This window comes from Burkholderia sp. FERM BP-3421, assembly GCF_028657905.1.
Classification (GTDB): Bacteria; Pseudomonadota; Gammaproteobacteria; order Burkholderiales; family Burkholderiaceae; genus Burkholderia.
Window position 1 is genome coordinate 155,817 of the sequence record NZ_CP117781.1, and the last position, 21,621, is coordinate 177,437.

Annotated in this window: 20 protein-coding genes and 3 rRNA genes; 13 read left to right on the top strand and 10 right to left on the bottom strand. The window is 63.5% G+C overall.

From position 1 onward, the window contains the following. Positions 1–39: 39 nt before the first annotated feature. A complete protein-coding gene (locus Bsp3421_RS03825; protein WP_273997024.1) occupies positions 40–1,014 on the bottom strand; it encodes a glycosyltransferase in 975 nt (324 codons plus the stop codon). A gap of 145 nt (positions 1,015–1,159) precedes the next feature. Between Bsp3421_RS03825 and Bsp3421_RS03830 the strand changes: the two genes are divergently transcribed. Genes Bsp3421_RS03830 through Bsp3421_RS03840 form a run of 3 tightly spaced genes read left to right on the top strand, consistent with a single transcriptional unit; the run spans position 1,160 to position 4,239 of the window. Further along, complete coding sequence (locus Bsp3421_RS03830; RefSeq protein ID WP_273997025.1) at positions 1,160–1,450, top strand: hypothetical protein; 291 nt, start codon at positions 1,160–1,162, stop codon at positions 1,448–1,450. Between the two features lie 29 nt (positions 1,451–1,479). Further along, positions 1,480–3,135 carry a DUF7411 family protein gene (locus Bsp3421_RS03835; RefSeq protein ID WP_273998441.1) on the top strand — a complete coding sequence of 552 codons (1,656 nt, stop codon included), beginning with the start codon at positions 1,480–1,482 and terminating at the stop codon, positions 3,133–3,135. 15 nt (positions 3,136–3,150) lie between these two features. Continuing rightward, the gene (locus tag Bsp3421_RS03840; RefSeq protein WP_273997026.1) at positions 3,151–4,239 is read left to right on the top strand and encodes a hypothetical protein; all 1,089 of its coding nucleotides are present in this window, start codon (positions 3,151–3,153) and stop codon (positions 4,237–4,239) included. Here Bsp3421_RS03840 and Bsp3421_RS03845 read toward each other — a convergent pair. Continuing rightward, entirely contained in the window at positions 4,228–5,070 is an 843-nt protein-coding gene (locus tag Bsp3421_RS03845; protein WP_273997028.1) for a galactosyltransferase-related protein, read from the bottom strand. The two genes, Bsp3421_RS03840 and Bsp3421_RS03845, sit on opposite strands and share 12 nt — an antisense overlap. A gap of 71 nt (positions 5,071–5,141) precedes the next feature. Between Bsp3421_RS03845 and Bsp3421_RS03850 the strand changes: the two genes are divergently transcribed. The 7 genes from Bsp3421_RS03850 (at position 5,142) to Bsp3421_RS03880 (ending at position 9,909) form a co-directional block, all read left to right on the top strand. Continuing rightward, positions 5,142–5,999 carry a 1-deoxy-D-xylulose-5-phosphate synthase N-terminal domain-containing protein gene (locus Bsp3421_RS03850; RefSeq protein WP_273997030.1) on the top strand — a complete coding sequence of 286 codons (858 nt, stop codon included), beginning with the start codon at positions 5,142–5,144 and terminating at the stop codon, positions 5,997–5,999. 182 nt (positions 6,000–6,181) lie between these two features. After that, positions 6,182–6,523, top strand: coding sequence for a hypothetical protein (locus Bsp3421_RS03855; RefSeq protein WP_273997031.1), 342 nt, complete (start codon positions 6,182–6,184; stop codon positions 6,521–6,523). Beyond that, positions 6,520–6,864: a hypothetical protein gene (locus Bsp3421_RS03860; protein ID WP_273997032.1), complete on the top strand. Its 345-nt coding sequence runs from the start codon at positions 6,520–6,522 to the stop codon at positions 6,862–6,864. The genes Bsp3421_RS03855 and Bsp3421_RS03860 overlap by 4 nt, the downstream gene beginning before the upstream one ends. A 166-nt stretch (positions 6,865–7,030) precedes the next feature. Further along, positions 7,031–7,204, top strand: coding sequence for a hypothetical protein (locus Bsp3421_RS03865; protein WP_273997033.1), 174 nt, complete (start codon positions 7,031–7,033; stop codon positions 7,202–7,204). Beyond that, positions 7,201–8,109 carry a transketolase gene (locus tag Bsp3421_RS03870; protein WP_273997034.1) on the top strand — a complete coding sequence of 303 codons (909 nt, stop codon included), beginning with the start codon at positions 7,201–7,203 and terminating at the stop codon, positions 8,107–8,109. Before Bsp3421_RS03865 ends, Bsp3421_RS03870 begins: the two co-directional genes overlap by 4 nt. Next, positions 8,106–8,993: a JmjC domain-containing protein gene (locus Bsp3421_RS03875; protein WP_273997035.1), complete on the top strand. Its 888-nt coding sequence runs from the start codon at positions 8,106–8,108 to the stop codon at positions 8,991–8,993. Before Bsp3421_RS03870 ends, Bsp3421_RS03875 begins: the two co-directional genes overlap by 4 nt. A gap of 13 nt (positions 8,994–9,006) precedes the next feature. Continuing rightward, entirely contained in the window at positions 9,007–9,909 is a 903-nt protein-coding gene (locus tag Bsp3421_RS03880) for a DUF6817 domain-containing protein (RefSeq protein ID WP_273997036.1), read from the top strand. 123 nt (positions 9,910–10,032) lie between these two features. Here Bsp3421_RS03880 and Bsp3421_RS03885 read toward each other — a convergent pair whose 3' ends face one another. The 7 genes from Bsp3421_RS03885 to Bsp3421_RS03915 all read right to left on the bottom strand — a co-directional run bounded on the left by Bsp3421_RS03885 (position 10,033) and on the right by Bsp3421_RS03915 (position 17,998). Further along, positions 10,033–10,977 carry a LysR family transcriptional regulator gene (locus tag Bsp3421_RS03885; RefSeq protein ID WP_273997037.1) on the bottom strand — a complete coding sequence of 315 codons (945 nt, stop codon included), beginning with the start codon at positions 10,975–10,977 and terminating at the stop codon, positions 10,033–10,035. A 133-nt stretch (positions 10,978–11,110) separates the two neighbouring features. Continuing rightward, positions 11,111–11,671 carry an ester cyclase gene (locus tag Bsp3421_RS03890; protein ID WP_273997038.1) on the bottom strand — a complete coding sequence of 187 codons (561 nt, stop codon included), beginning with the start codon at positions 11,669–11,671 and terminating at the stop codon, positions 11,111–11,113. 72 nt (positions 11,672–11,743) lie between these two features. Continuing rightward, positions 11,744–12,127 (bottom strand): VOC family protein, encoded by a 384-nt coding sequence (locus tag Bsp3421_RS03895; RefSeq protein ID WP_273997039.1) that lies wholly within the window; start codon positions 12,125–12,127, stop codon positions 11,744–11,746. A 415-nt stretch (positions 12,128–12,542) separates the two neighbouring features. Continuing rightward, positions 12,543–12,656: ribosomal RNA gene (rrf, locus tag Bsp3421_RS03900) — 5S ribosomal RNA — on the bottom strand. Positions 12,657–12,840: 184 nt separating this feature from the next. Further along, a 23S ribosomal RNA gene (locus Bsp3421_RS03905) occupies positions 12,841–15,716 on the bottom strand. A gap of 403 nt (positions 15,717–16,119) precedes the next feature. Next, positions 16,120–17,649: ribosomal RNA gene (locus Bsp3421_RS03910) — 16S ribosomal RNA — on the bottom strand. Together the 16S, 23S and 5S rRNA genes form the textbook arrangement of a ribosomal RNA operon. 175 nt (positions 17,650–17,824) lie before the next feature. Further along, positions 17,825–17,998 (bottom strand): hypothetical protein, encoded by a 174-nt coding sequence (locus tag Bsp3421_RS03915; protein WP_273997040.1) that lies wholly within the window; start codon positions 17,996–17,998, stop codon positions 17,825–17,827. Between the two features lie 345 nt (positions 17,999–18,343). Here Bsp3421_RS03915 and Bsp3421_RS03920 point away from each other — a divergent pair, with 345 nt between their 5' ends. The 3 genes from Bsp3421_RS03920 (at position 18,344) to Bsp3421_RS03930 (ending at position 20,290) form a co-directional block, all read left to right on the top strand. Continuing rightward, positions 18,344–19,063, top strand: coding sequence for a Crp/Fnr family transcriptional regulator (locus tag Bsp3421_RS03920; RefSeq protein ID WP_273997041.1), 720 nt, complete (start codon positions 18,344–18,346; stop codon positions 19,061–19,063). A 708-nt stretch (positions 19,064–19,771) separates the two neighbouring features. Next, positions 19,772–20,044, top strand: coding sequence for a hypothetical protein (locus Bsp3421_RS03925; protein ID WP_273997042.1), 273 nt, complete (start codon positions 19,772–19,774; stop codon positions 20,042–20,044). Between the two features lie 66 nt (positions 20,045–20,110). Further along, a complete protein-coding gene (locus tag Bsp3421_RS03930; protein ID WP_273997043.1) occupies positions 20,111–20,290 on the top strand; it encodes a hypothetical protein in 180 nt (59 codons plus the stop codon). Positions 20,291–20,372: 82 nt separating this feature from the next. On the opposite strand, the gene Bsp3421_RS03935 is transcribed toward Bsp3421_RS03930, so the two are convergent. Then, positions 20,373–21,557, bottom strand: coding sequence for a DesA family fatty acid desaturase (locus tag Bsp3421_RS03935; RefSeq protein WP_273997044.1), 1,185 nt, complete (start codon positions 21,555–21,557; stop codon positions 20,373–20,375). Between the last annotated feature and the right edge of the window lie 64 nt (positions 21,558–21,621).

Sequence of the window (21,621 nt, forward strand, 5' to 3'; positions counted from 1 at the left end):
TAACGCACTAACGCACTAACGCATTAGCGCATTAGCGCATTAGCGCGCTTGCAGCCGCTCGCGAATCCAGCGAAGACGATCGCGCGGATACGGCCCGTAGCAACTCTCGTCGACGAACAGCGTTTGCGCCGTCCCGGGCAACGGCTTGCGCAGCGCTTTCTCGAACCAGCCGACGGCGAGGTCGGCGCGCCCCATGCCGAGCGCGACATCCCCCAGCACGCAGCACGCCTCGGCGAGATCGGGATCGATGCGGTACGCGGCCAGCGCATAGCGGCGGGACGCTTCGAGGTCGCGCATCAAGAGCGCGCAGGTGGCTGCGCCGAGCACGGCGGTATAGCGGCCCGCCTGGAATTCCGCCTGCCGCCAGTAGCGCAGATAGAGGGGAATGGCCTCGGCATGGCGCTTCGCGAGCCGCAGGGCGCGTGCGTGATAGAGCACGGCGCGCAGATCGTCGGGGTCGTCGCGCAACGCCTGCGCGCACAGACGCAGATCGCGCTCGACCGCCGATTCCTTGCCCGCCTTGTCCGGATGGTTGCTCAGCGTGGCGCAGTTGGTCCGGCAGGTCGGCTCCCGCAGCACGATCCATTCATGCACGCGCCCATGCCACGTCGACCACGGCTGCTTCCGGAACACCCTCGGCAGATACCAGCGGGTGCCGCCGGACAGGATCACCAGCTCGATCGCCTGCAGATCGCGCCTGGCCATCAAGCGCCGCCACTCGGCGCGATCGCCGATCGCCAGCACCTCGTCCGCATCGACCGACAGGATCCAGCCGTTGCCCGCCATCGCCAGCGCCGCATTGCGCGCCGCGGCAAAGTCGATCATGCGGCCGCGCGCGTCCGCGAGCGACGGCATCACCCGCGCCTGCGCGCCGAATTGACGCGCGATGTCGACCGTCTCGTCGGTCGAACCGCTGTCGACGATGCAGCACGCGTCGATCCACGGCGCCAGCGACGTCAGGCACCGCGCCAATACGCGCGCTTCGTTATGGACGATCAGGCAGGCGGTCAGCATTGTGTGAGTTATGCGAAATAACGGAGTGTCGGGTTATATCTCCTATAATCGTTGCACGCCGTCACCATGCAACGATTGCCGTGATATCGCGGCGCGTCGTGTGTTGACCGGGGTTCCCTTCACATCGTTATGGAAAGGAGCAGACGTGGCAACCAAAAAGAAATCCAACAAAGTTTCCGCTGTTGATCCCGCCAAGCCTGCCGCCAAGCGCGGCAAAAAGGCACTGACCATTTCCATCGATCTCGACGCGCTCGAGCAGCTGTACAAGCGGCGCTATGAAATCACGCTGGATGGCGGCGACACGAAAGGCGGATCGATCCGGCGCGCCGAAGGCGACACGAAGGGCGGCATCATCATCCGGCCCGCCGAGAAACGGACCAAAGCCGCGGCGAAGAAGCCGGCCGCGAAGAAGCGCACGACGAAAGCCAAGGTCTGATCCCGCGCGCGCGCAAGCAGGCCTTGCCGATGCGAGGCGCGGCGGCGTTGACCGACGCGGGCTGCGCCGCGCTGCGCGAACGCGCCCGGGAAACCGCGCCGATCGGCTGCGGGCCAGCCAGCTGGCGCATCGACCCGCGCGACGAACGGATCGCCTGGGATGCGGCATCGCCGGACGGCGACACCGCCGACCTCGACGTCTCGCGTGACGCGCACGGCGCGCTGATCGTCCGGCGCGGGCTGCACGCGCGCGGCCCGCTCTATTTCCGCATCGAGCGCGACCGCATCGAGTGGGATCAGGATCCGCAGCGGCTCGTCGGCTCGCTCGGGATCAAGCGCGAATTCGACGTCGGGTCGCTGCTGCATCTCCTCTGGCGAGGTCGGGCGCGGCCAGGGCACGCGCTTCTGCAAGGCGTCCGGGCGCTGCACGTGGGCGAGGCGCTCAGGTGCGCGCCGGGCGAGCCGCCCGTCGTGCGTCGCGCCGCGTGGCCCGTTCACGCGCGGCCGGTGTCGCACGATGCGGCCTGCCTGCGGGAAGAGGCCCTGGCGCGGCTCCGGACCTCCGTGCATCAAGCCGCCGACGCGGAACGCCCGGTCGCCCTGTTTCTCTCCGGCGGTGTCGACTCCGGATTGCTGGCCGCGCTCCTGCGCGAGCGACACGCCGTCACCGGCTACACGATCGCCTTCGACGACGACTACGGCCTCAACGAAACCGACTACGCCGCCACCGTGGCGCGCGTCACCGGCATCCGTCACCGGATCGTGCACCTCGACGTCGACCACGCCCGGCAACTGCTGGATCGCATCCTGGCCGCCCCGTTCCCGCTCACCGCGCCCGCCGCCGTGACCCACGCGGCCCTGATCGAGGCGACCGTCGCGGACGGACACGCCGTCGCGGTTTCCGGCCTGGGCGCGGACGAATGCTTCGGCGGCTACCACAAGCCCCTGACGTGCCTCGCGGCGCAGATGCATCATCAACGCCGGCTCGGCATCGACCTCGCCGGCTTGTACGACCTGCCGCTCGCACGCCTGCTCGGCCTCGACGACGTGCTGTTCCTCGGCATTGCGGAATTCTTCACCCTCGACGAGATGCGCCGCCTGAGCCGTGATCCGCACGCCATCGACACGCTGCCCGCCGACGACGTCGGGTTCTATCGGCAGTTGCTCGCGGCCAAACCCGAGGCGCTGCCGACGGAGGCGATGTCCGCGCACGAGTATGTGTTCCGGATCGGCGAGCTGCTGCTGCCGGCGCTCGCCGACAACGCGCTCATGCATGGCCCCCGCCTCGAATTCCCGTTCCTGCGCCCGGACGTCTACGGCTGGGCGTCCGCGATCGATCCCGGCCTGAACTACTGGCACGAGGCCGACGCCTGGTGGGCCAAGCGCCTGCTGCGGCAGGTCGCCGGCCGCTACCTGCCGCCGGAGATCGTGATGCGCAAGCGGCAGGTCCTGCTCGCGCCGATCGCGCACTGGCTGCTGGACGCGCGGTTCCGCACCCGGGTGCTCGACGAGATCGCCGACTCCGGCCTGTGGAGAATCGCGCCGTTGAGCGCCCGGTTCCGGGCCACCCTGTTGTCGCGGCTGCGCGCTTATGACGAGATCGGCGACGACAACCGGTGGCACGAGCAGCTGAGGGTGATCCTGGTTTTATGCGGCTGGATCAATCGCCATTCGGCATCGAGATAAGGGAGCGGGTACGTCATGCGCGACGTCGATCTGATCGTGGTGGGCTCGGGCTCGCTGGCGCACGCGGTGCTGATGAGCCTCGCCGGCCGCGGCGACGTACCGATGACCGTGGTCGCGGCGGCGCGCAACGAGACCGCCGTGCATCACATGGCGGCGCTCGCCAATGCGCTCGGGAACGGCGGCGCGGACCGCATTGCCGTGACACCCGTGACATGCGACTACGCGCCCGCGTCGCTGGCGCGCCTGTTCGATGCGTATCGCCCGCGCGTCGTGTTGACCGTGGCGTCGATGCAGTCGCCGTGGCATATGACGCGCGGCTGGCAGCGGCTGATCGCGCAGCTGGGCTACGGCTGCACGCTGCCCTTGCAGGCCGTGCTCGCCGACCGGGTCATGCGCGCGGCGACGGCCGCGCATCCCGGGGCGCATCTCGTCAACGGCTGCTATCCGGACCTGACCAACCACGTGCTGACCGCGCGCGGCCTGCCGGTCGCGGGCGGCATCGGCAATATCGCCATCGTGGCGTCGATGCTGCGCAACCGCACCGATCGCGCGCCCCTCTCGCTGCTCGCCCATCACGCGCACGTGAGCGCGATGACGCGCGGCGCATGGAACGGGCTGCCCGCGCCGGCCGTGTGGCTGGACGGCAGCCGGCTGCCCGAGCATGAGGCCGCCGCGTTGGCCGCGCCCGTGCGCCTGCCCGCCGATGCCACGCTCAACAGCCTGACGGGCGCGCTGGCCGCGCCGATGCTGCGCGCGCTGGCCGGCCGCGCCGACGCGTGGCATGGCCAAGCGCCCGGCGTGCACGGCCGGCCCGGCGGCTATCCCGTGCGCGCGGATGCCGGCGGCCTCCAGCTCGCGCTGCCGCGCGGCGTGACGCCGGAGCAGGCCGAACAACTGAACGGGACGTATGCGTTGCACGACGGCGTGACCGTCGAAGCCGGGCGTTATGTGCTGACCCGCGCGGTGGCGGATGCGGAACGCGCGTTGGGCGTTCGTCTGCCCGCGTCGCTCGCCGCATGGCGGGCCGACGCGCTCGACGAACAGGTCGCGCTGCTGACGCACTTGCGCGCGACGCTCGACGCGGCGGACGGCTCAGCCCGCTGAAACCGGGCTGCGCGTCGTCGCGCGCAAGGCGTCTTCCTCGTAGGTCCCGAGCCAATCGCCGCGATCGTAGTTGGCCAGGGCTTGCCGAAACATGCGGTCGCGGCTTTCCCAACGATCCTGCACGGGGGGATAGTGACGGATGCGCGCATCATCGTCGTGGGACACATGCAGCACGGCGCCGCTCTGGCGTCGCGCGAGCCCGGCGCTCAGCGTCAGCCGCGCGATCATGTCCTGGTCTTCCCAACCCCAGCCCACGAGGCAGCCGTTGTAGCCGCCGATGCATTCGAAGCCGGTGCGGCGCACCATCAGCAAGCCGGGCGCCTGGCGCGTGCCGTCCGCCGCGTCCTCTTCGTTGTCGATGATCTCGAGCGCGCGCCCGTTGGTGAGGCGCAGCTTCAGGTGATAGCCGAACATCGCGACCTGGCCGGCCTTGCGCGCGTTGCGCACGGTTTCCGTCACGCCCGCGACGGTGCCGAAGGCGGCGGGCTCGGCGCGAAGCTGCCGGACCAGCGCGTCGAGCTGACCGTCCGGAACGACGATGTCGCAATCGCAGAAGAACAGCAACGGGCGATGCGTATGCGCGGCGCCGATGTTCTGGGCGCGGGCCTTGTTGAACCAGCCGGGCTCGTCGACGTGCACCACCTCGACGCGCGCGGCGTGCCCGGCCATCAGATCGCGCAGCTGATCGGCATCGCCGCCGTAGTTGACCACGGTGACGCCGCCGTCATGCCGGGCGGCGAGTTCGCACAAGGAGGGCAGCGCCTGTTGCAGCTCGTGCCGCCCTCTCCAGGTGACGACGATATCCAGGCTGAGCGGCTCGAGAGTTGACATGTTGGCTTTCCTTGAGAATCCTAATGTCAGGGCAGTTCGATCCCAACCGGGCGGAGGGAATCGTATCCAGGATGAATAACACTACCGGTAAGCGCGCGACGTCCGACAGACAACTGGTGCGGCCAGAACTGGCCGAAGCCAGTGTAGCACCGCGGGTGCGGCAAGCGATATTGGAGGGATTGCGCGCCAACGGCGGCGGCCATCTGGGCGGCACCTTGAGTTGCGTCGAGATCCTGCTCGCGCTGTTCGCCGCGCGTGCGATGGCGGCGCTCGACGAAGGCGGCGACGCGCTGCTGCTGTCGAAAGGGCATGCGAGCATGGCGCTTTATGCCGTGTTGCAGCAGGCCGGTGTCGACCTGGGTCCGCTCGACAGGTTCGGCACGGTTGGCTCCCCGCTGCAAGGTCATCCCGATCGCACCCGGCTGGCCTGCATGGATTTTTCATCGGGCGCGCTGGGCCAGGGCGTCGCCGTCGGGCTGGGGATGGCCCTCGCGCGGCGGACGCGCCACGTGTGGGTGGTGCTCGGCGACGGCGAATGCCAGGAAGGCATGGTGTGGGAGGCCGTGATGCTGGCGGCCCGCTACGGCGTGTCGAACCTGCACGTGGTCGTGGATCTCAATGGCGAACAGGAATGCGGCTGGGCCCATGACGCGCGGCTGGATGCCACGCCCTTGCCGGACGCGCTCGCCAAGTGGCGGTCATTCGGCTGGACCGCCGATGAGGTGGATGGGCACGACGTCGATGCGTTGATCGACGCTGCGCGCGCCCAGGTCGAAGGTTCCCGGCGTGGGCCCACCGTCGTGCTGGCGCGCACGGTCAAAGGTCGGAACCTCGGGCTCGAACTCGATCGCTTCCGTCGCCATTGCACGCAATTGTCGGGAGACGAATGGGCGCGCGTCGCGGGTTCGTTCCCTGTTCCGGATCGATGAGGGGCTTGCGGTATGGAGCGACTGGCGCTGATGATCGTCGACGCGCTGCGGAGAACAGCCGAGCAGTGTCACTCGGGCTTGCATGCGATCGGGTTCGTCGTCGTCGCGCCCGATCCTCTCGCGATGAACGGGCGCGCGTCGCGGATTCCCTCCAGGCCACGGATCGATGGGAGGCTTGCCACATGAAACGACTGGCGCTGACAATCGTCGACGCGCTGCGGAGAACAGCCGAGCAGTGTCACTCGGGCTCGCATGCGGTCGGGTTCGTCGTCGTCGCGCCCGATCCTCTCGCGATGAACGGGCGCGTCGCGGATTCCCTCCAGGCCACGGATCGATGGGAGGCTTGCCACATGAAACGACTGGCGCTGACAATCGTCGACGCGCTGCGGAGAACAGCCGAGCAGTGTCACTCGGGCTCGCATGCGATCGGGTTCGTCGGCGTCGCGCCCGATCCTCTCGCGATGAACAGGCGCGCGTCGCGGATTCCCTCCAGGCCACGGATCGATGGGAGGCTTGCCACATGAAACGACTGGCGCTGACGATCGTCGACGCGCTGCGGAGAACAGCCGAGCAGTGTCACTCGGGCTTGCATGCGATCGGGGTTCGTCGGCGTCGCGCCCGATCCTCTCGCGATGAACGGGCGCGCGTCGCGGATTCCCTCCAGGCCACGGATCGATGGGAGGCTTGCCACATGAAACGACTGGCGCTGACAATCGTCGACGCGCTGCGGAGAACAGCCGAGCAGTGTCACTCGGGCTCGCATGCGGTCGGGTTCGTCGTCGTCGCGCCCGATCCTCTCGCGATGAACGGGCGCGCGTCGCGGATTCCCTCCAGGCCACGGATCGATGGGAGGCTTGCCACATGAAACGACTGGCGCTGACAATCGTCGACGCGCTGCGGAGAACAGCCGAGCAGTGTCACTCGGGCTCGCATGCGATCGGGTTCGTCGGCGTCGCGCCCGATCCTCTCGCGATGAACAGGCGCGCGTCGCGGATTCCCTCCAGGCCACGGATCGATGGGAGGCTTGCCACATGAAACGACTGGCGCTGACGATCGTCGACGCGCTGCGGAGAACAGCCGAGCAGCGCCACTCGGGCTCGCACGCGGTCGGGTTCGTCGTCATCGCGCCCGATCCTCTCGCGATGAACGGGCGCGCGTCGCGGATTCCCTCCAGGCCACGGATCGATGGGAGGCTTGCCACATGAAACGACTGGCGCTGACGATCGTCGACGCGCTGCGAAGGAAAGCGGAACAAAGCGATCGCATCTGGGTGCTCGACGGCGACCTGGGCGACTCGTACGGCTTGTACGACCCGCAGGGGCGACCCGTGTTTGCCCGGTTCGTCCAGGCCGGCATCGCAGAGCAAGCGCTCATCGGCGTCGCGGCCGGGTTGGCCGCGACCGGGCAATGGCCCTGGGTGTTCTCGTTCAGCGCTTTCCTGTGTCATCGAGGCGCGGATCAGATCCGCACCTGCGTCGCGTCGCAGGGGCTGCCCGTCGTGATGATCGGTTCGCACGCGGGCGCGGCGAGCGGCGCCAACGGCGCGAGCCATGCCAGCCTGTCGGATCTCGGCGTCCTCGCCTCCATCGGCGGCGTGGATCTCTGGGCGCCCGCGGACGCCGCCGACGTCGAACGGGCTGTCGAATCGCTGACCGCCTCGCCCCGCCCCGCCTACGTGAGAACGAGCCGGGAACCGGTCGGCGACCTGGGGCTGCCGCCGGGCGTCGTGCGCAGCAACGGCGTGGCCGGCAAGACCGTTCTGCTGTCCTGCGGATATGCATCGCACTGGGCGCAGGAGGCCGTGCAGGCGCTGGCGGCCAATGGCGCGCCGATCCCGTGGCGACATATCGCGCAGCTCGGCGACGCCGCGCTGGCGCATTGGATCACGAGCGAGCCGCGCCTGCGCGCCATCGTCGTCCTTGAAGACCACGGGCCGATCGGCGGCCTGGCCGACACCGTTCGCAGGGTCGCCCCGCCCGGCATCACCGTCCGCGCCCTGTCGTGGCCGTCGGGATGGCACGGCGAATCGGGCGCTGTCGCCGATCTGAGGCGCGCGCATGGTCTGGACACGGATGCCCTCGTGCGCCGCATAAAGGAAAACATGACGTGAAAGCGCATGCACACCCCCGCGCGACCCTCGCGAAAATTCTCGATCCGATCTCGGTCGACGCGTTTCTGCGCGAATCCTTCGGCAAACGCCCGCTCCTGATTCGCGGCCAACCGGGAAAATTCGATTTCCTGATGAAGCCGGCGAACGTGATCTTCGGATTGGACAAGGTGACCGAGATTCGCTGCGTATTCGGCGGATTGAAGCAGGCGACCATCAGCCCCGCCGACATACGGGAAATGTATGAGGCGGGGGCCACCATTTGCGTGACGGACCTGCAGCTCGCGCACCGCTCCCTGCAAACGGCGGCGCGCCGGGTCCGGCGCGAGATCGGCTTCGCCGGGCGGGTCGATTTCCGCGCGTATCTGTCGCCGCCGTCCTCGGGCTTCGACTTTCACTACGACGCGAGAACCGCCACCACGCTGCAACTCGACGGCGAGAAGACCTGGTGGTACGCCACGTCGCCCCACACGCTGTTTCCGACCGAAAATTCGGCGCGCACCGACATGGCCGCCGTGCATCGGGCCGTCGCACGGCAAAAGATTCGCAAGGTGACGCTCCATCCGGGCGACCTGCTATGCCTGCCGCCCGGCCTGTGGCACAAGGCGCGGGCGGGCGACGGCGGATCGCTCGCGCTGAACATGGCGTTCAACCACGGCGGCGCGACCGTGGGCGACGTACTGGTCGATGCGCTGAAAGCGTCGCTCGCCGACGTGCCGGGCGCGTCGCTGCCGTTCCTGACCGGCGCGGGCCACACCGACGCCGTCGAGCTTGAACCGCACCTCGCGGCGTGCATCGCCGCGCTGCGGGACACGCTCGCGTCGTTCGACAGCAAGCGCCTCGCGCCGCATCTCGCCGGCGTCGCGGACGAAGCCGGACGCACCTGACCACGAAGCCGCGATGCGCGACGCCGCCCTCGACGAAGACCGCCTGAACGCCACGCTGACCCTCGTCGCGGATGCGACGCGCGTCGCCCATTCCGGCTCGACGCTCTGGGATCATCTGCTGGGAACCTACGAGGTGCTGTCGGGGTGGGGAGCCGATCCCGACATCCGTCTCGCCGGCCTGATTCACAGCATCTACTCGACCCAGTACTTTCGTCATCGCGTCATCGCGCCGCGCGAACGCGACAAGGTTGCGAAAGTCGTCGGTCAACGGGCCGAGACGCTCGCCCATGCGTTTTGCGTCCTCGATCGAGACAGTCTTCGCGGGACCTCCGCGCGCCTCGGACGCGCGTCGGCGCGCGAGCCGCTGCGCATACGGATGCACGTGGGCGACGGCGAACTACGCGTATCGGCCGCGCAATGCCGCGCATTGCGGCTGCTCGATCTCGCCAACGAAGCCGAGCAACGGCGCACCCTGCTTCAGATCCATGTGCCGTGGTTGTCGAGCGTATGCGAAGGATTTCGAAGCATCGGCTTCGTGCCGCGATCGTTCCTCCACGCGCCCAGCATCAGCGATGTACAGGAACGCCGCTTGTCCACGCTGTATGAACAGGCGCTCGCGGCTCCGGCCAGCCATGCCGCGCAGGCGCTCAGGAGCTGCATCCAGCTTGCCCCCCAATGCGCGGAGCCGAGGTTCCTGCTGTCCGCCTGGCGACTGCAGGCGGGCGATTTTCACGCCGCCTATGTGGAGGCCGCGATGGGCATCGCCAATCTCGACGGCTGGGGCGCGCCGTGGGATGCACGAATTCCCGCTCACGCGTGGCGCTTCCTAGGCGAACAACTCGGCATGGCTGCGCGCGCAACGAACCGCAATACGCCCGATATCTACACGCAGATCCTGAGCCGTATTCGCCGATGAGCCCGAGCACGCCGATTCGCTTCGGCCCGCGCATCGCGTCATCGACGAAGCGGCGCTGCCGGATCTTGCCGCACGCGACAGATCCCCCTGCGCGGCCGCCTCTCCCTCGGCCGCGAACACGCCTCACAGAAAAGGTTCGAGCTCGACCGCTGTCTCGGCGAAACGCTCGGCGAGGAAATCGAGCAATGCACGCACGCGCGGCGCCAGGAACCGGCTGCGCTGGAACAGCGCATTGACGGGTGCGTCCGGGCTACGCCAGTCCGGCAGCAGCACGCCGAGCCGACCCGCCCGTAGATCAGCGTGCACATCCCACAACGACTTCATCACCACGCCACGGCCCTCCAGCGCCCATTCGCGCGCAATCGCGCCGTCGTTCGTCTCCCATGCGCGGCTTTCCGGCGCCTGGAATGCGACCGTCTCGCCATGCCGCGTGAAGCGCCACGCGTTTGCCGGGAGCCCCGACGACAGGATGAAGTCCAGCCGCGCCAGCTCGTCCGGATGATCCGGCGCGCCGTGCGCTGCGATATAGGCGGGCGACGCGCACAACACGCGCCGGTTCGCCGCCAGCCGCTTCGCCACCATCGAACTGTCCGGCGGATTTCCGAAGCGGATCGCAAGATCGATGTCGTCGTGCAGGAGATGCGAGAGTTGGTCGGACAAGGTCAGCGCAATGCGGATGTCCGGATGACGCTCCGCGAAGGCCTCGAGCCAGCGCCGCAGGGTACCGCGCCCGAAGTCCGACGTCGCGGAAACGCGCAACTTTCCGCCGATCGACGCACGCCCCGCCTGCAGGGCGGCACGCGCGTCGTCGAGGGTCTGCAGCGCGTGCTGGCAGTGCGCAAGATAGACGCGCCCCTCGTCGGTCAGGCGGAGCTTGCGTGTCGTGCGCTCGAACAACTGCGTACTCAGCGCGGCTTCGAGCCGCACCAGCCTCGCGCTCGCGGCCGCGGGCGACAGGCCCAGCTTCCGGCCCGCGGCGGAAAGACTGCCCTGGCCGGCTGCCTCGACGAACATTCGGATGTCGCCGAGGTTATCCGTGCTCAGGTGTTCTATACCGGGATTGGGCATGATCGACTGCCTCGGGGGGCGACTTCATTCGGGAAAGGGCGGCACCTGGGCCGGCGGCGCACGACTGTATCACCATCCCCCTCCCCCTTCATGAAACGGCCCATGCACGCAGCAGACCGGTCACGGCCGCCGCTCACATCTTGACGACGCCCACCTGCTGAAGGAACGTCAGGATGTCTTCGAGGTGCCAGTTTTCCGCGATCTGGCCATTCCGGATCCGGTAGATATCGGTGGCGATGAAATCGACCGGCTGCCCGTGGCCTTGGACGTCCTTCAGCTTCCCGGTGAAATGCCCCGTGAAGCGCAAATGCGTGATCACGCGATCCCCTGCCACGATCATCTGCTTCACCTCGCAACGCACATCGGGCACCGCGCCGCGAAAGAACTTCGATGCCGCGAGCGCCCCGGCGATGCCCTGCGGGCGCCCGGGCGGCAACGTCCGATCGGTGAAGTCGGGCGCGAGCGCGGCGCGCGCCTGCGCTTCGTCGCCCGTCGACCAGAACGTGTCGTAGGTCCGCGCCGCGAGTATCTGCTGCTCGACCTGGCCGGCCGGCAGGCTCTGATCGACGATGAGTACCTCCGGCTGCACGAGGTCGTCGCCTGCGGCATGCGCGGGCGCGATCAGCGCGGATGGAACGAGGGCGGCGGCAGCCAGTGCGCGCATGCGGCGGGCGATCGGGAAACGAATGCTCATGGGTTCTCCGGACACGATGAAAAAGTAGGGGGGAATCTGCTCGGATCGAGCGTCTTTCCGGTTGCGTCGTCATCACGCCTGCCGGCGCGCGTCGACGGCGCGCGACGTGACGAATTCGACGTTCACGCCGGGGACGACGGAGACGAACACCTGCACTTCGCCGGACAACGGGACTTCGCTGACGCGGTATCGGAAGCCGTGCGCTTGCAGACGCGTGAACAGCGCCTGCCACTCGCCGCGCGCCTGAATCCGCATCGCGACGTGATCGATGCGCGACGCCGACGGCGGCAGGGTGGCGCGCGTGACGTGAATGACCGGCCGGCCGTCGAGATAGAGCCAATCGCCATCGACACGGAACGGAGGACGCCAACCCGTATCCAGGCCGACCACGACATTGAAAAAGCGCCGAACGCTTTCGATGTCGGTGGTCACGATCGTAGCGTGATCGAGTTGCATGTCGGGGCTTCACGAGTTCAAAGTGCAGTGATTCTGAGTGTCGGAACTCCCGTCGACAATGGGCCGGATGATTGAAGGATCTTCAATGTGGCTGGAAGAGTCGGCAAGATCGAAGCGTCGTGGATGCTGATGAGGGCGGCTGACCGGGGAAACCGGTGGGGCGAGAGGCGGGTAGGAGGGGTGCACGCGAGACGGGAAACCGCTCGATGCTTCAGGCGTGAGAGGTGCAGGAGACGTCCGTTACTGCGGGCGGAGGAAGCGCTGCTTCATGGCTGCGCGCGCAACGAACCGGACGTCGCCCGCGATTCATCGCCCGGTCCTGATCCGGGTCGGGCGGTGTTATGGGGAACTGAGAGAATTCTGGCGCGCAAAAAGCAAAACCCCCGCCGGATGGGCGGGGGTTTTGGCAGAGGGAGCCTGACGATTACCTACTTTCACACGGGCAATCCGCACTATCATCGGCGTAGAGTCGTTTCACGGTCCTGTTCGGGATGGGAAGGGGTGGGACCGACTCGCTATGGTCATCAGGCAAAGAGGGTTGTCGCGCTGCTTCGCAACGCGACCAATCCGGGAAGAAGCAGTAATTTTGGGGTTGTGAGGTTGTATCTCACACGTACGCGGTACTTCAACCGTCGTACATCGAGTGCCTTGCACTCGACGCTCGATGCTCGTCTGCGCTGAAGCGCTGACGTGCATCGAGACAGACTTGTTATAGGATCAAGCCTTACGGGCAATTAGTATCAGTTAGCTGAACGCATTACTGCGCTTACACACCTGACCTATCAACGTCCTGGTCTCGAACGACCCTTCAAGGAGGTCAAGCCTCCAGGGATATCTCATCTCAAGGCGAGTTTCCCGCTTAGATGCTTTCAGCGGTTATCTCTTCCGAACATAGCTACCCGGCGATGCCACTGGCGTGACAACCGGTACACCAGAGGTTCGTCCACTCCGGTCCTCTCGTACTAGGAGCAGCCCCCTTCAAATATCCAACGCCCACGGCAGATAGGGACCAAACTGTCTCACGACGTTTTAAACCCAGCTCACGTACCTCTTTAAATGGCGAACAGCCATACCCTTGGGACCGGCTACAGCCCCAGGATGAGATGAGCCGACATCGAGGTGCCAAACACCGCCGTCGATATGAACTCTTGGGCGGTATCAGCCTGTTATCCCCAGAGTACCTTTTATCCGTTGAGCGATGGCCCTTCCATACAGAACCACCGGATCACTATGACCTGCTTTCGCACCTGCTCGACTTGTCGGTCTCGCAGTTAAGCACGCTTATGCCATTGCACTATCAGCACGATTTCCGACCGTACCTAGCGTACCTTCGTACTCCTCCGTTACGCTTTGGGAGGAGACCGCCCCAGTCAAACTGCCTACCATGCACTGTCCCCGATCCGGATCACGGACCAAGGTTAGAACCTCAAACAAACCAGGGTGGTATTTCAGGACGGCTCCACCGAAACTAGCGTTCCGGTTTCATAGCCTCCCACCTATCCTACAGATCGGTTCAAAGTCCAATGCAAAGCTACAGTAAAGGTTCATGGGGTCTTTCCGTCTAGCCGCGGGTAGATTGCATCATCACAAACACTTCAACTTCGCTGAGTCTCGGGAGGAGACAGTGTGGCCATCGTTACGCCATTCGTGCAGGTCGGAACTTACCCGACAAGGAATTTCGCTACCTTAGGACCGTTATAGTTACGGCCGCCGTTTACCGGGACTTCAATCAAGAGCTTGCACCCCATCATTTAATCTTCCGGCACCGGGCAGGCGTCACACCTATACGTCCACTTTCGTGTTTGCAGAGTGCTGTGTTTTTATTAAACAGTCGCAGCCACCAGTTTATTGCAACCCCTTCACCCTTTGCCCGCAGGGGCATCAAGCTACAAGGGCGTACCTTATCCCGAAGTTACGGTACCAATTTGCCGAGTTCCTTCTCCCGAGTTCTCTCAAGCGCCTTAGAATACTCATCTCGCCCACCTGTGTCGGTTTGCGGTACGGTCATTGTTAAACTGAAGCTTAGAGGCTTTTCTTGGAACCACTTCCAATTGCTTCGCTTCCTAAGAAGCTCGCGCCACACCCTTGAATTCTGCACCCGGATTTGCCTAAGTGCCTTCTCCAATGCAGCGACCGGGACTTCCAACACCCGGACAACCTTCCGCGATCCGTCCCCCCATCGCATTTAACAATGGTGCAGGAATATTGACCTGCTTCCCATCAGCTACGCATTTCTGCCTCGCCTTAGGGGCCGACTCACCCTACGCCGATGAACGTTGCGTAGGAAACCTTGGGCTTACGGCGAGGGGGCCTTTCACCCCCTTTATCGCTACTCATGTCAGCATTCGCACTTCCGATACCTCCAGCACGCTTTTCAACGCACCTTCGCAGGCTTACGGAACGCTCTCCTACCATGCACACTAGTGTGCATCCGCAGCTTCGGTATATAGCTTAGCCCCGTTACATCTTCCGCGCAGGACGACTCGATCAGTGAGCTATTACGCTTTCTTTAAAGGGTGGCTGCTTCTAAGCCAACCTCCTGACTGTTTTAGCCTTCCCACTTCGTTTCCCACTTAGCTATATTTGGGGACCTTAGCTGGCGGTCTGGGTTGTTTCCCTCTTGACACCGGACGTTAGCACCCGATGTCTGTCTCCCGTGATTGCACTCTTCGGTATTCGGAGTTTGCTATGGCGGGGTAATCTGCAATAGACCCCCCAACCATGACAGTGCTCTACCCCCGAAGGTGAGACACGAGGCACTACCTAAATAGTTTTCGGAGAGAACCAGCTATTTCCAAGTTTGTTTAGCCTTTCACCCCTATCCACAGCTCATCCCCTAACTTTTCAACGTTAGTGGGTTCGGACCTCCAGTACGTGTTACCGCACCTTCATCCTGGCCATGGATAGATCACTTGGTTTCGGGTCTACGCCCAGCAACTGAACGCCCTATTCGGACTCGCTTTCGCTACGCCTGCCCTATACGGTTAAGCTTGCTACTGAACGTAAGTCGCTGACCCATTATACAAAAGGTACGCCGTCACCCGTTTCCAGGCTCCGACTGTTTGTATGCATGCGGTTTCAGGATCTATTTCACTCCCCTCCCGGGGTTCTTTTCGCCTTTCCCTCACGGTACTGGTTCACTATCGGTCGATCACGAGTATTTAGCCTTGGAGGATGGTCCCCCCATCTTCAGACAGGATTTCACGTGTCCCGCCCTACTTTTCGTACACTTAGTTCTTTCTCGCTGTTTTCGTCTACAGGGCTATCACCTGCTATGGCCGCACTTTCCAGAGCGTTCGACTAACAACAAAAATAAAGAGTACAGGCTGATCCCATTTCGCTCGCCACTACTTTGGGAATCTCGGTTGATTTCTTTTCCTGCGGTTACTTAGATGTTTCAGTTCACCGCGTTCGCTTCGCATAGCCTATGTATTCAGCTATGGATACTCCAGAAGGAGTGGGTTTCCCCATTCGGACATCTACGGATCAATGCTTGTTTGCCAGCTCCCCGTAGCTTTTCGCAGGCTACCGCGTCCTTCATCGCCTGTGATCGCCAAGGCATCCACCACATGCACTTATTCGCTTGACCCTATAACGAGTCTGTCTCGTCTTTCGACTTACAGTCGTTACAGGTTGAGTTCTCGCGTTGTGCCGTATTCCAATTGAGCCGAACATGAAGTTCGAATCATCTTGAGATACATCGATACAATCACAACCCGGATAGTTTCCACGTCCATCTCAAGACGCTTCCGCTATCCAAATTACTTACTTCTTCCAGATTGTTAAAGAACGACAGCCGATATGGTGTTACTCATATCACTCTGACTGGCTCAATCGCCAATGAAAAAAGACTCGAACCAACCTCGTTCGAATATTTATCATTAACGATTAGATAAAGCGGCCGGCATTGTAACCGGTTTCGCTGCAGAGTGCGAGTCTGTCTTGATCAACAGCCGATAAGCGTGAGCGCTCAACTTTGTGCGAAGCTCGAGAAAGGAGGTGATCCAGCCGCACCTTCCGATACGGCTACCTTGTTACGACTTCACCCCAGTCATGAATCCTACCGTGGTGACCGTCCTCCTTGCGGTTAGACTAGCCACTTCTGGTAAAACCCACTCCCATGGTGTGACGGGCGGTGTGTACAAGACCCGGGAACGTATTCACCGCGGCATGCTGATCCGCGATTACTAGCGATTCCAGCTTCATGCACTCGAGTTGCAGAGTGCAATCCGGACTACGATCGGTTTTCTGGGATTAGCTCCCCCCTCGCGGGTTGGCAACCCTCTGTTCCGACCATTGTATGACGTGTGAAGCCCTACCCATAAGGGCCATGAGGACTTGACGTCATCCCCACCTTCCTCCGGTTTGTCACCGGCAGTCTCCTTAGAGTGCTCTTGCGTAGCAACTAAGGACAAGGGTTGCGCTCGTTGCGGGACTTAACCCAACATCTCACGACACGAGCTGACGACAGCCATGCAGCACCTGTGTATCGGTTCTCTTTCGAGCACTCCCGAATCTCTTCAGGATTCCGACCATGTCAAGGGTAGGTAAGGTTTTTCGCGTTGCATCGAATTAATCCACATCATCCACCGCTTGTGCGGGTCCCCGTCAATTCCTTTGAGTTTTAATCTTGCGACCGTACTCCCCAGGCGGTCAACTTCACGCGTTAGCTACGTTACTAAGGAAATGAATCCCCAACAACTAGTTGACATCGTTTAGGGCGTGGACTACCAGGGTATCTAATCCTGTTTGCTCCCCACGCTTTCGTGCATGAGCGTCAGTATTGGCCCAGGGGGCTGCCTTCGCCATCGGTATTCCTCCACATCTCTACGCATTTCACTGCTACGTGGAATTCTACCCCTCTGCCATACTCTAGCTTGCCAGTCACAAATGCAGTTCCCAGGTTAAGCCCGGGGATTTCACATCTGTCTTAACAAACCGCCTGCGCACGCTTTACGCCCAGTAATTCCGATTAACGCTCGCACCCTACGTATTACCGCGGCTGCTGGCACGTAGTTAGCCGGTGCTTATTCTTCCGGTACCGTCATCCCCCCGGGGTATTAGCCCAAAGGATTTCTTTCCGGACAAAAGTGCTTTACAACCCGAAGGCCTTCTTCACACACGCGGCATTGCTGGATCAGGGTTTCCCCCATTGTCCAAAATTCCCCACTGCTGCCTCCCGTAGGAGTCTGGGCCGTGTCTCAGTCCCAGTGTGGCTGATCGTCCTCTCAGACCAGCTACTGATCGTCGCCTTGGTAGGCCTTTACCCCACCAACTAGCTAATCAGCCATCGGCCAACCCTATAGCGCGAGGTCCGAAGATCCCCCGCTTTCATCCGTAGATCGTATGCGGTATTAATCCGGCTTTCGCCGGGCTATCCCCCACTACAGGACATGTTCCGATGTATTACTCACCCGTTCGCCACTCGCCACCAGGTGCAAGCACCCGTGCTGCCGTTCGACTTGCATGTGTAAGGCATGCCGCCAGCGTTCAATCTGAGCCAGGATCAAACTCTTCAGTTCAATACCTGTTACTGTTTTTCGGTTTCGTTAGAAACCGGTCGCTCACTCAAAGCTGACAGGTATATGAATTGCTTCATAAACCTGACTTACTTTAGTGTGAGACTCTTGATACTTTTGCTTAATCCGATCCGAAGATCAGACTCGCATCCCATCAAGCGCCCACACTTATCGGCTGTTAATTTTTAAAGATCGCATCGCTTAAAACTGCTTCGTTTTTCGCGTTCCTCATCAGAGGAGGAGGCGAATTATGTTGTCCGCCCGCAAAGTCGTCAAGCACTTTTTGAAAAAACTTTTTGATTGATTGAATTCGCTGCGGATTAAAACCGATCGCCCCGGCAATAATCGCCATGAAATCAAGGTCGTAGCGGAGGAAATCGGGGCCGGCACACCGTCTCCGCCAAGTCCCCATCGGGTCGACCACCGGGCGCACTGCCTTCGGCGCGGCCCGACATGCCTCGGGCAGCGCACCTCCTCCGGCATGTGCCCCCTTGAGATGAAATACGCCAACACTATAATTTCAAAGGCGGATTCGCCGTCGGAAGCGCGTCCCGGGTCCGCCGGGAAGAGGAGACGGGATGCTGCCCCGACCGTTCGGCCCGCCGAGATATGATGTCTGATCATTCCCGCCGACCCCGTTGTTTCCCTATCGGCCGGGCTCTTCCTCGCCAACCAGGCACATGCACAGGAGCGATGCATGTCGGACGACCTGCCCTTCACCGAAAATCAACTGCTGGCCGCGCTGCCGGAAAGCGAGCGCACTCGCCTCGCGCCCCACCTGACACGCGTTGAAATGCCCTTGGGGCAAGTTCTGTACGAGTCGGGCGGCCAGCTCCATCACGTCTATTTCCCGACTTCCTCGATCGTTTCCTTGCTGTATGTGATGGAGGACGGCTCGTCCGCGGAAATCGCGATCGTCGGCTACGAGGGCGTGATCGGCGTATCGCTGTTCATGGGGGGCGAGACCACCCCGAGCCGGGCCGTCGTACAAAGCGCCGGGCAGGCCTATCGACTCGAGTCGAGCATCCTGAAAGAAGAATTCCGGCGCGGCAACACGATGCAGCGCTTGCTGTTGCGATACACGCAGGCGCTCATCACCCAGATGGCCCAGACCGCGGTGTGCAACCGGCATCACTCGATCGACCAGCAATTGTGCCGCTGGCTGTTGCTGAGCCTCGACCGCCTCTCCTCGAACAAGCTGCGCATGACGCAGGAACTGATCGCCAACATGCTGGGCGTACGTCGTTCGGGGGTGACGGAAGCGGCGCTGAAACTGCAGAACGCCGGCCTCATCCGCTACAACTATGGTCATATCGAGGTGCTGGATCGGCCCGGGCTCGAAAAGCGCGTGTGCGAATGCTACGGCGTGGTCAAGCGCGAATTCGACCGCCTGCTGCCCGACCTGAAGCAACTCTAGCCATCACTGCACGGCACCGTACCGATTTTCTCCGCCTGCGCGTCCATCCTTTCCATGACGCACGGCTGGCTGTTGCACCGCCGATGCGCGCCCGCGGCTACAGCGCGTTGGCCGCGCACACGCCTGATCCGGTTCGAGCACGCGAATCGCCCCGTCGACGCGCATCACCGGAGCCCCTTATGAGTGACCTCACGGCGAAAGATCTCGATTCGCCCCAGCCACGCTCGTACACCACGCGAGACAACGCAGCCCACGAAGCACAGTGCGCCGCGCTCACGCCCCCGACATTCGCGAATTCCGCGGAGAACGATTCGCCACGCACCGCGAGGCAACACAGGACCGATATGCGAAAGCGCCTGGGCATGGCCCGTCTATCGCACCGCTAGCGCATGCCGCTTACCGCACATGCCGGATCCATGCTCGATGGAGTCCGCGACGGATCGGTGCACATCAAGCATCAACCAGCACGCAGATCATCGCAGCGCAGCGCGTCATCATCCGTCGCCATCGATTCGTCATCCTGACATCTGCGAACGATATCGCGCCTCTGTCAACGCAGGCGCCGGGCTCGCGCACCGACCTCGCCTCCTGATGTTTCGCTTGCGCCGCCGCAGATAAGCGCGCACTGTAGGGTAGGCGCCCACCGTTGTCGGGCGCCAGCGCCCTCGAACCCACCGGCGCCAACCGTCGCTCGGTCAGGAGCACATCATGACCATCCCCACCCTCGAATACCGGGGATATGAACTCCGCACCCATGCGCGAAAATTGGCCCCGCCGTTCGGCGATCTCCTGGCGCCCGGTCCGCGGCGCTTCACCTCCATCGTGCGGATCGACACCCGTCCGCCCACTTCGGCGCTCGCGACGCGCTGCACCACCCTGCTCCACGACGACGCGCCGCAAACGGAGCAAGCTGCCCTCGATCCGGCCATCGAATTCGGCAAGGCCATCGTGGACGGCAAGATCGCCCCGCCAGCCCTTTGATCGAGCCGCAGGGTCCGGCTCAACGCGGCCTCACGGACAGGCAGCACACTTTGCTTTGGAGATGCCATGAAACGCTACACCATTCCCCTCACCGATCGACGCGACGAGACAACCCGCCAGAAGCAGCGTGAAGACCTCGCACGAGCCGATGTCGAACGTGCCCAGAAGCGCACCGATCAGGATGCCGGCATCGACTCCAACGCAAGCAAGTGGCGTTATTCCCGCCCCGACCATCGCACGAGTTGAGTCATACGGGGCGACGTCGGGCCGGTGGCGCCTCCCGTTGCGGCGTCGCCGCCCGGCATGCTGCCTGGCAGCCATTCCCACATCACGTATACCTGCGCAAGCGTGCCGAAAAAGCGGCAACGGCCTCGACGCCACTCTGTTCCGCGCAACGGCACCAATCCTGCAACTGAACCAGCAGCTGCGCGCGCGATGCGTGCGGCCACGTCCACAGCTCGCGCAGCGCCTCATACATATCCACGTACACGCGTATGCGCCGGTTGTCGTCGAGGCACGTCAGCGCGCGCAGGTCCGGCTTGGCCTGGCAATTCCATGCGCGGCGCATCCAGCGCCTCACGTCCATCACGACCGCCCGCCTGTCGTCACGGCTCAGGTTGCCGGCCCGGCCCAGCTCCCGCCAGCACGCGCGCTCGATCATGCGCGCATAGGCGGCCATCACCTCATAGCGGTTGCGCATGATCGCCTGCAGCGTCGCGTCGTCGAGCACGGCCTTGCCGCCCGTCGACAGATGCGGCTTCGGCGTCACCCGTCGGACGGTCGCCAGCCTCAGCGCCGCCAGCAGGCAGATGTACAACCAGCCGAGGTCGAATTCGAACCATCGATTCGAGAGCCGCGCGGATGACGCGTACGCGTGGTGATTGTTATGCAGTTCCTCTCCGCAGACCAGGATACCCAACGGGACGATATTGCTGCTCGCGTCCGGCGTGGCGAAATTCCGATAGCCCGTGAAATGGCCGCAGCCGTTGATCACGCCGCCGGCCCAGAACGGAATCCACATCATCTGGATCGCCCACATCGAGACCCCGGGCAGCCCGAACAGCACGACGTCGATCACGACCAGAAAGGCGACGCCGAGATTCGGATAACGGGTATAGACATGCCGTTCGAGCCAGTCGTCCGGCATTCCCGGCCCGTATCTGCGCAGCGTTTCCTCGTTGCCTGTCTCGTCCCGGTACAGTTCCGAGCCGCTGAACAGCACGGTCGCGAGCCCCCGGGTCCGCGGGCTGTGCGGATCGTCCGGCGTCTCGGTTCTCGCATGATGCTTGCGATGCACCGCCACCCATTGCGCGGTCAGCATGCCGGTCGTCAACCACAGCCAGAACCGGAAAAAATGACTGACGACGGGATGCAGATCCAGCGCCCGGTGAGCTTGGCTGCGATGCAGATACACCGTCACGCCGATGGTGGTGACGTGCGTAAGCGCAAGCAGCACCCAGAAAAGCTGCCACCCGGACAGACTCAACACCCCGTTTGCAAGCAAGGCCGACATGGCGATGTCCTCCCTGACCTTCCGATCCACGCCGCGTCGTGGCGGCGCACGCGTTCGCTGGCTT

Bases quoted from the DNA above. Each gene is read 5' to 3' on its own strand.
- Bsp3421_RS03880 (WP_273997036.1), top strand. From the start codon at position 9,007: ATGCGCGACGCCGCCCTCGACGAAGACCGCCTGAACGCCACGCTGACC.
- Bsp3421_RS03930 (WP_273997043.1), top strand. From the start codon at position 20,111: ATGAAACGCTACACCATTCCCCTCACCGATCGACGCGACGAGACAACC.
- Bsp3421_RS03835 (WP_273998441.1), top strand. From the start codon at position 1,480: ATGCGAGGCGCGGCGGCGTTGACCGACGCGGGCTGCGCCGCGCTGCGC.
- Bsp3421_RS03850 (WP_273997030.1), top strand. From the start codon at position 5,142: ATGAATAACACTACCGGTAAGCGCGCGACGTCCGACAGACAACTGGTG.
- Bsp3421_RS03840 (WP_273997026.1), top strand. From the start codon at position 3,151: ATGCGCGACGTCGATCTGATCGTGGTGGGCTCGGGCTCGCTGGCGCAC.
- Bsp3421_RS03865 (WP_273997033.1), top strand. From the start codon at position 7,031: ATGAAACGACTGGCGCTGACGATCGTCGACGCGCTGCGGAGAACAGCC.
- Bsp3421_RS03915 (WP_273997040.1), bottom strand. From the start codon at position 17,998: ATGGCGATTATTGCCGGGGCGATCGGTTTTAATCCGCAGCGAATTCAA.
- Bsp3421_RS03885 (WP_273997037.1), bottom strand. From the start codon at position 10,977: ATGCCCAATCCCGGTATAGAACACCTGAGCACGGATAACCTCGGCGAC.
- Bsp3421_RS03895 (WP_273997039.1), bottom strand. From the start codon at position 12,127: ATGCAACTCGATCACGCTACGATCGTGACCACCGACATCGAAAGCGTT.
- Bsp3421_RS03890 (WP_273997038.1), bottom strand. From the start codon at position 11,671: ATGAGCATTCGTTTCCCGATCGCCCGCCGCATGCGCGCACTGGCTGCC.
- Bsp3421_RS03920 (WP_273997041.1), top strand. From the start codon at position 18,344: ATGTCGGACGACCTGCCCTTCACCGAAAATCAACTGCTGGCCGCGCTG.
- Bsp3421_RS03870 (WP_273997034.1), top strand. From the start codon at position 7,201: ATGAAACGACTGGCGCTGACGATCGTCGACGCGCTGCGAAGGAAAGCG.
- Bsp3421_RS03935 (WP_273997044.1), bottom strand. From the start codon at position 21,557: ATGTCGGCCTTGCTTGCAAACGGGGTGTTGAGTCTGTCCGGGTGGCAG.
- Bsp3421_RS03925 (WP_273997042.1), top strand. From the start codon at position 19,772: ATGACCATCCCCACCCTCGAATACCGGGGATATGAACTCCGCACCCAT.
- Bsp3421_RS03825 (WP_273997024.1), bottom strand. From the start codon at position 1,014: ATGCTGACCGCCTGCCTGATCGTCCATAACGAAGCGCGCGTATTGGCG.
- Bsp3421_RS03845 (WP_273997028.1), bottom strand. From the start codon at position 5,070: ATGTCAACTCTCGAGCCGCTCAGCCTGGATATCGTCGTCACCTGGAGA.
- Bsp3421_RS03860 (WP_273997032.1), top strand. From the start codon at position 6,520: ATGAAACGACTGGCGCTGACGATCGTCGACGCGCTGCGGAGAACAGCC.
- Bsp3421_RS03855 (WP_273997031.1), top strand. From the start codon at position 6,182: ATGAAACGACTGGCGCTGACAATCGTCGACGCGCTGCGGAGAACAGCC.